Annotated in this window: 5 protein-coding genes; 2 read left to right on the top strand and 3 right to left on the bottom strand. The window is 50.1% G+C overall.

Going from position 1 to position 6,866, the window contains the following annotated elements; all coding sequences use genetic code 11:
* Positions 1-889: 889 nt before the first annotated feature.
* Both HRU42_RS11350 and speB read right to left on the bottom strand, forming a co-directional pair.
* On the bottom strand, positions 890-1,093 hold the full coding sequence (locus tag HRU42_RS11350) for a hypothetical protein (RefSeq protein WP_295031211.1): 204 nt from the start codon (positions 1,091-1,093) through the stop codon (positions 890-892).
* A 423-nt stretch (positions 1,094-1,516) separates the two neighbouring features.
* On the bottom strand, positions 1,517-2,497 hold the full coding sequence (speB, locus tag HRU42_RS11345) for an agmatinase (RefSeq protein ID WP_295031209.1): 981 nt from the start codon (positions 2,495-2,497) through the stop codon (positions 1,517-1,519).
* A 223-nt stretch (positions 2,498-2,720) separates the two neighbouring features.
* On the opposite strand from speB, the gene HRU42_RS11340 reads away from it, so the two are divergent.
* Positions 2,721-4,142, top strand: a complete 1,422-nt coding sequence (locus HRU42_RS11340; RefSeq protein ID WP_295031207.1) for a PLP-dependent aminotransferase family protein — start codon at positions 2,721-2,723, stop codon at positions 4,140-4,142.
* 51 nt (positions 4,143-4,193) lie between these two features.
* Here HRU42_RS11340 and HRU42_RS11335 read toward each other — a convergent pair whose 3' ends face one another.
* Entirely contained in the window at positions 4,194-5,111 is a 918-nt protein-coding gene (locus tag HRU42_RS11335; RefSeq protein WP_295031205.1) for a LysR family transcriptional regulator, read from the bottom strand.
* A 228-nt stretch (positions 5,112-5,339) separates the two neighbouring features.
* Here HRU42_RS11335 and HRU42_RS11330 point away from each other — a divergent pair, with 228 nt between their 5' ends.
* The gene (locus tag HRU42_RS11330) at positions 5,340-6,863 is read left to right on the top strand and encodes an aldehyde dehydrogenase family protein (protein WP_295031203.1); all 1,524 of its coding nucleotides are present in this window, start codon (positions 5,340-5,342) and stop codon (positions 6,861-6,863) included.
* The last annotated feature ends 3 nt before the right edge of the window (positions 6,864-6,866 follow it).

The following is a 6,866-nucleotide window of genomic DNA, read 5'->3' as shown; positions in this document are numbered from 1 at the left end:
CCGCAGAGCTTCCATGGATGGACTTGCAGCGTCTCGCAGAAGTATCTACACATAAGCTCGCTGCAGGCGATAGATAACCATGAAGCAAAAATTATAAACACACTTCCCAATATAAACTCAGCCAGAAACTAACCCAAAAATGTAACCAGCCTTCATTCCAAGGCTAGTAAAAAGGCTGGATTCCCGCCCACAAGCATTGCGGGAAAGACGAGTGTTGAATTGCTATTTCATATTACGAGAATGACGAACCCTAGACCCACTCTCGATAATTAGCAAAGTTAAATCCAAGAGACCCACTGTTTACTCTTTGCTTGTAAGAACAAGTGTAGATGCGGCTGCGAGCTTCGATGACATGGCCGAAAATGTTCCCTACATTTTCGGCATTTCCACCATGATCCATAGTGATGTCGGGAATATCACAGACCCGTGGCGGTCAGATATTTTGGCAGAGCCCACAGGGAAGTGCTTGAATGATATCCTATCAAGGGCCAGTTCGGCCAATTATGTCCCTATAAAAAGGCCAGTTCAGCATCCATGCTTCTCGTTCATAGGCTCATGGCTTTACCATATTCACCTTGCCTCTCGTTCATAAGCACATGGCTACGCCATATTCACCGTCTCGTAGAACTTTCTCGAAGTAAAGAGTGCACATGCCTCGCCGGCTAGGCGTTAGGTTACAATAAAGGGTCGACCTTCAAACACCCTGCCAAATATCAAAATAGCCTAATGAGGTAAACAATGTGAGCAGGCTTCATTCGCAGGCTATAAGTAACCATGAAGCTAAAAATGATGAACACACTCCCTAACTACCCATATCGCCAGAAGCTACACCAGACAATGTAATCAAGCTTCATTCCAAGCTAAGACACCGCCTTTATGTAACAAGGGTTTAGTGGATTATCCTTAATCGATAAATCCCAGCTTCACAGAGGACGCACTCGTCTTGCCTCAGTTGACTCTGGAGCGAGTCGCTGTATCTGTCGTGGCTAAAAGCACGGTGGAAGTCCCAGTAGCCTTCTGCATTTTTAACCCATTCTGGATACTTCTTGCCGCCTAATTCTATGGTCAATGGACCTTTTCTAAGTTTTTCCATAAGACTTCTCCTATTTACCCTTGCTTACCAAGGGCCGTATCAAGGGCCTTGTTACAGTAAATGAATGCATAACAATCTTGAACTGGAGCCATGAACACTTATAACCTTGAGAGGGTTAACATTAAGGATTAATGATTAAGGTTCACTATTGTGAGTCTGTTGTGGTCGAGTGAAAATGAGTCGGTTAAATGCTGATATTTTGATGAAGCTAGAATTTAAAGATAGGACATATTCGTCATTTTACCCTAAGTGTTTTAGTTAAAGTGGGATAATAGCTGTCCTTTGGCTGAGTTTTGTCCGTGATTCCTTGCAAGCAGATCCATTGCAGCCCAGATTTGTGACGTCCATGTCACACTGGTGACGCAGGTCAAGTGGAATTATTCGTTTAACGGTATATCAAGTACTAGCACGTATGGCTCGAGCCTAGGCGTTATTGGTCAACGCTGCCTTACGTTTTTCGCGTGCATGGAACACGTAACCTATCAGGTTCAACAATACTTGGGCGGCCAGAATGCTAGTGGTGCCAGAAAGATCGTAATCCGGGGCTACTTCGCATAAATCTATGCCAACGACTTCACCCTTGTTGGCCACGCCTTGTAGGATTTCCATGACCTCGTAGTAGGTGAAGCCGCCATGACTGGGGGTTCCGGTTCCAGGGGCGATGGAAGGGTCGAAGCCATCGATATCTATGGTGATGTAAAAATTGACGCCTTCGGGGATCAATGCCAACACGCCTTCAGGTCCTAAGCGGCGTACATCACGTACCGACAGCACTGTAGAGCCTGCATCTTCGGCGGCTTTGTGATCGGTACGGTTGGACGATGACACATTGCGAATGCCCAGTTGGGTCATCCCGGTAATATGGGTTTGCTCGGAAGCACGACGGAGCGGATTACCGTGGCCGAAGCGGACCCCGTGACGTTCATCAACAAAATCCAGATGGGCATCGATCTGGATAATATGCAGCGGCCCTTGGTCATGGAAGGCGCGTATACAGGGCGCGTTGACTGAGTGATCGCCACCGACGATGACCGGCAGTGCGCCAGATTCTAGAATTTTACGCACCCCATATTCGATATTTTCGTGGCACTTCTCAGAATTGGTGTGCACCATGTCGGCGTCGCCGATATCGGTAATGTCGACCCCATCTAGGTACATCACATCATCTTCGTGGTCGTAGGCACCGCCATGACCGAAGGAGAACAAGGTCGAGGCTTCGCGGATTGAGCGGGGCCCCATGCGAGCGCCGGAACGCCATTGGGTGCCGCAGTCGAAGGGTGCTCCCATGAAGGCCACGTCGGCATCGATAGTATCCCAGTCTTCATGGATTCGGCTTTTAGCGAAGGTACAGAAACCCACAAATGGCAGGTTCAGGCGTCCGTTTTCATAGGAGTTGTTGCTCATGGAGATAGCCCTTATTTTTATGAGCCTCTGGATCTTTTGCTGATCACACCAGGAGGCATTTATTTGAATTTAATCAGTACAATTTAATTGTATTGAGTGATATATTGCCTGTTAAAGGATGCCTAGATGAATAAAGCCCACCTAGTGTCAGTACATTACCGCATCTTTATCATTACAATTAGATTACTCACTGAAATAATCATGTCAATATAAATATTAAATCATGACAATTATATTAAATAAGATCAAACAGCACTTACAGCATCAGACGGGTCCCCGTTACCGACGCATCGCCCTGGCCATTTCTGCCGCGGTGGATGCCGGTGAGCTTCAGGCCGGTGATAAGCTTCCCACCCACAGATCCTTGGCCGAGGCATTGAAATTTAGTGTTCAAACCATCAGTTTTGGCTACGCCCATGCGGAGAAGCTGGGTTATGTATATGGCAAGGTGGGCAGTGGCACTTACGTGAGCCACTACAAGGTGGAAAACGAGACCAATTTTCTCAACCATGAGGTGAATGAGGCGACGCCACTGATCGACCTTTCCATCGCTCGTGCCATTGCCGGTGTCGAGCAGCAGGAGGCGTTTTCCAAGACCCTCATTGAGATTGCCACCAGCTCGGATGGACTCGAGAGGATCAACACCATTAAACCTTTTGCCGGCTTAGCCTCCCACAGGGATGCAGCCCGGCACTGGTTGGCTCGGTGTGGTATCGAGGTACCGCTGGAGCAGATCTGTATCTGCAACGGTGTGACCCATGGTCTGCTGGTTGCCTTGAGTAGCCTGGTTAAACCCGGGGGCACAGTTGCCTGTGAGGCGTTAGCGGATCATGGCCTGATCTCGTTGTCGAGAACACTCGGTTTCAAATTAGAAGGGATTGCCATCGATGACGAAGGCATGATCCCCGAGGCACTGGAGTTGTGTTGCCAGCAGAAGCAGATCGATGCCCTGTGTGTCACACCAAGTCTGCATAATCCCACGACAGCCACCATGAGCGATTCGCGACGTAGGGCCATCGCCGCGATAGCCGAGCGCTACCAATTACCCTTGGTGGAGGACGATGTATTCGGTCAGCTGCTCGATAAGCCACTGGCACCTATCTCCAGTTATTTACCCGACAACAGTTATTATCTCACCAGTTTTACCAAGGCGGTGGCGTCGGGGCTGCGGGTCGGTTATCTGGTTCCTCCTAAACATGCGGTGTCACAGATTGTGGCTCGGGTGCGGGCGAGTAGCTGGATGGCCAGCCCCATGACGGTGGAAGTGGCGAGCCGTTGGATAGAGCAGGGGGTAGCAGAGCGGCTCTTGCATATTCAGAGGCACAAGTTGAGAGAGCGGCAAGTGTTGGCGGCAAAGATACTCGAAGGAATGAATATTAAGGCTCACCCAGAGGGGCCCATGCTGTGGCTGTCATTGCCAGAGACGTGGCGCGCCGACGCCTTTATCACAGCAGCCAAGGCTAGAAACCTCGCGATCACTGCGGCCGAACCCTTCGTGATCGGGCATCAAGCCACGCCGAACGCGGTGAGGATCAGTGTGGCCTCGGCCGAGTCCATCGACCAGCTAAAACAGGGGTTAACTATCTTGTTGGACCTGCTCACAGACACCCCGAAGGCGGAGTTCAGGGTCGATCAGATTTTATAAGGTGTGGCAGTTTATACCATTCCGAGTAAGTATCTGGAAGGGTATTATGAGCTAATGACAAAGCTGTTTCTTGAGGCATTCGATAAAGGCTAACGCCGCTCGATTGCTCTCTTGCACCCGATAACCCAGAGAGAAGGACTCATCGTAAGACAGCTGTTCATCTAACAATAGCCGCATCCTACCGGCTTCTATCCAAGGTGCGGCAAAAATTTTTGGCAGGTAACCGACCAGCTCACCGGAAAGGATCAACAGGGCGATGCTTTCCATGTGAGAGGCGATGGCACTATGCCTAAAATTGATCCCACAGGGCGGGATCCAGTCTCGCATATAGGACCGTCCGACATAGGCACAGTCCTGGAGTGACTCCATGGTGATCTGTGTTTCAGCCTGATGGAATAGGGTGTGCTTATTGCCGCAAAAAAGCCCCTGTTGCTCGATGAAAGCGGGCACGAACTGCACCGAGTTGTGGGGGCTCAATATCGGTGATAACACCGCATGATAGCGTTCTTCTATCAGGCCTTGCCTCAGCTCCTGAGGCGAGGAGATATCTATGTGTATCACCACTTCTGGAGCGAGCTTAGAAAATTCCCGCATCGCCTGCTCCAGGCCTAATTGTGCATTACAGGCAATCGCATCGACGGTGCCAAAGTGTACTTCACCCACCAGAAATCCACGCGCATTACCCATTATGCCGCGGAAACTATCGACTGCGCGAAACAAACTGTGAGCGGCCTCGAGTACCATCAGGCCCTCTTCTGTCAGGTTAAATCCCTTCCTTCCCCTGTCACATAGACGCACCTTTAAGCGCTCTTCGAGCTGACGGATCTGGATGCTGATGGTCGATTGAGTGATCCCCAGTTCATCCTGTGACGCGGCAAAGCCTTTGTTATGGGCGACCGCAACGAAGACCCTCAGCAGACGCAGGTCAAAGTCAGTCAAATTAGGGAGGCTGTGGTGGCGTGCTGTCATGTTTTCACCTTGTTGTGCTGGCTCATTATGTCCTCAGGTGCTGCTGTTAAGCGTTTTGAGGGGGATCTAACCACTTATGAATAAAAAGAACTCCGCAATACATATGATCATACCAAAGTATAGGTTGGTACTTAGCTATTTATCAAACAAGTTCAACCGCTATATTAACAGTCCGTTTACAAAATAAACAATAACGAAACAGTGAACAAGCCACAGGAGAGATATTCAATGGGTCACAATAATATGGATGCAGCGGTTGCTGGCTATTTAGAGCAATTTAATATTTTACCCGCAACATGGAAGTTTCTGCAGAAGCCGCAAAAAATGTTTATCGGTGGCCAGTGGCTGGAGAGCAGCAGCGGTAAATACGCTGAAGTGCTGGAACCTTCTACCGGTGCCTTGCTGACCCGTATTCCCGAAGGCAGCGCAGAAGATGTGAATCGTGCTGTCGCCGCGGCGCGTGAACAATTTGATAACGGCACATGGAGTCGACTCAAGCCACTCGAGCGAGAAGGCTTACTGAATAAGTTGGCCGATCTTATCGAAGAAAATAAGCAAGAACTGGCTCAGATCGAATCGATCGACATGGGGAAATCCGTCAGCGATGCACTCGATGTTGATATTCAGGGCACCATAGATACCTTCCGCTACTTTGCCGGATGGGCATCGAAGATCGGTGGCCGCACCTGTGAACCTTCACTCCCAGGTGAGTATCTGGCCTATACCCGCAAGGAAGCCGTCGGCGTGGTTGGCTCTATCATCCCGTGGAACTTTCCCCTACAGACAATGGCCTGGAAACTCGGCGCCGCGTTGGCCGTAGGCTGCACCGTAGTGGTGAAACCGTCTGAGCTGACATCATTGTCGAGTCTGCGTTTTGCCGAACTCGTGCAGCAGGCGGGGATCCCCGATGGCGTGGTCAATATCGTGACCGGCTGTGGCAATGTGGTCGGTGTCGCGATTTCGGGTCATCCGGATATAGATAAGATCACCTTTACCGGTTCCACACCCGTAGGCTTGAAGGTCGGGCGCGCCGCATTGGCCGATATGAAACATGTGACCCTGGAGCTCGGTGGCAAGTCGCCGGTGTTGGTTTTCGATGATGTCGATATTCCTAAGGCGGCTGCCGCGGTGGCCCAAGGTATCTTCTTCAACTCTGGTCAGGTCTGTGATGCCGGTTCCCGTGCCTATATTCATAGCACTATTTACGACGAATTCTTGACTGAACTTGAGACCTATACTCGAGGTTTGAAGATGGCTTCTGGCCTCAACCCCGACTGTTTTATCAGCCCTATGGTATCGAAAAAACAGCAGCAATCAGTGCTTAACTACATAGAAATCGGCAAGGCTGAAGGGGCGAAACTGGTGTTTGGCGGCGGTGCTCCCGACGGCCCGGGTTATTTTGTCGAGCCTACCGTGTTCGGTAACTGCCGTAACGATATGCGCATCGTTCAGGAGGAAATTTTCGGTCCAGTGTTGACTACCGCCCCTTTCGATACCGACGAAGAGGCAATAGCACTGGCTAATGATTCAATCTACGGCCTAGCGGCGGCGATCTATTCCAATGATTTGAACCGGGTGCATAAGCTGATCCCCAAGCTCAAAGTCGGATCGGTTTATGTTAATGCCCATAGCACTATCGACCCTGCCATGCCATTTGGTGGTTATAAGCAATCTGGCATAGGTAAAGATCTCGGCTCCGAACAGCTTGAGTATTTTTTAGAAACCAAGGCGGTTTGGATCACCCTAAGCTGATCC

The sequence above is a fragment of the Shewanella sp. genome (assembly GCF_013214165.1).
In the GTDB taxonomy this organism is placed as follows: Bacteria; Pseudomonadota; Gammaproteobacteria; order Enterobacterales; family Shewanellaceae; genus Shewanella.
The sequence above is the reverse complement of the archived record's forward strand: the minus strand, read 5'-3'. Positions and strand labels throughout refer to the sequence as shown.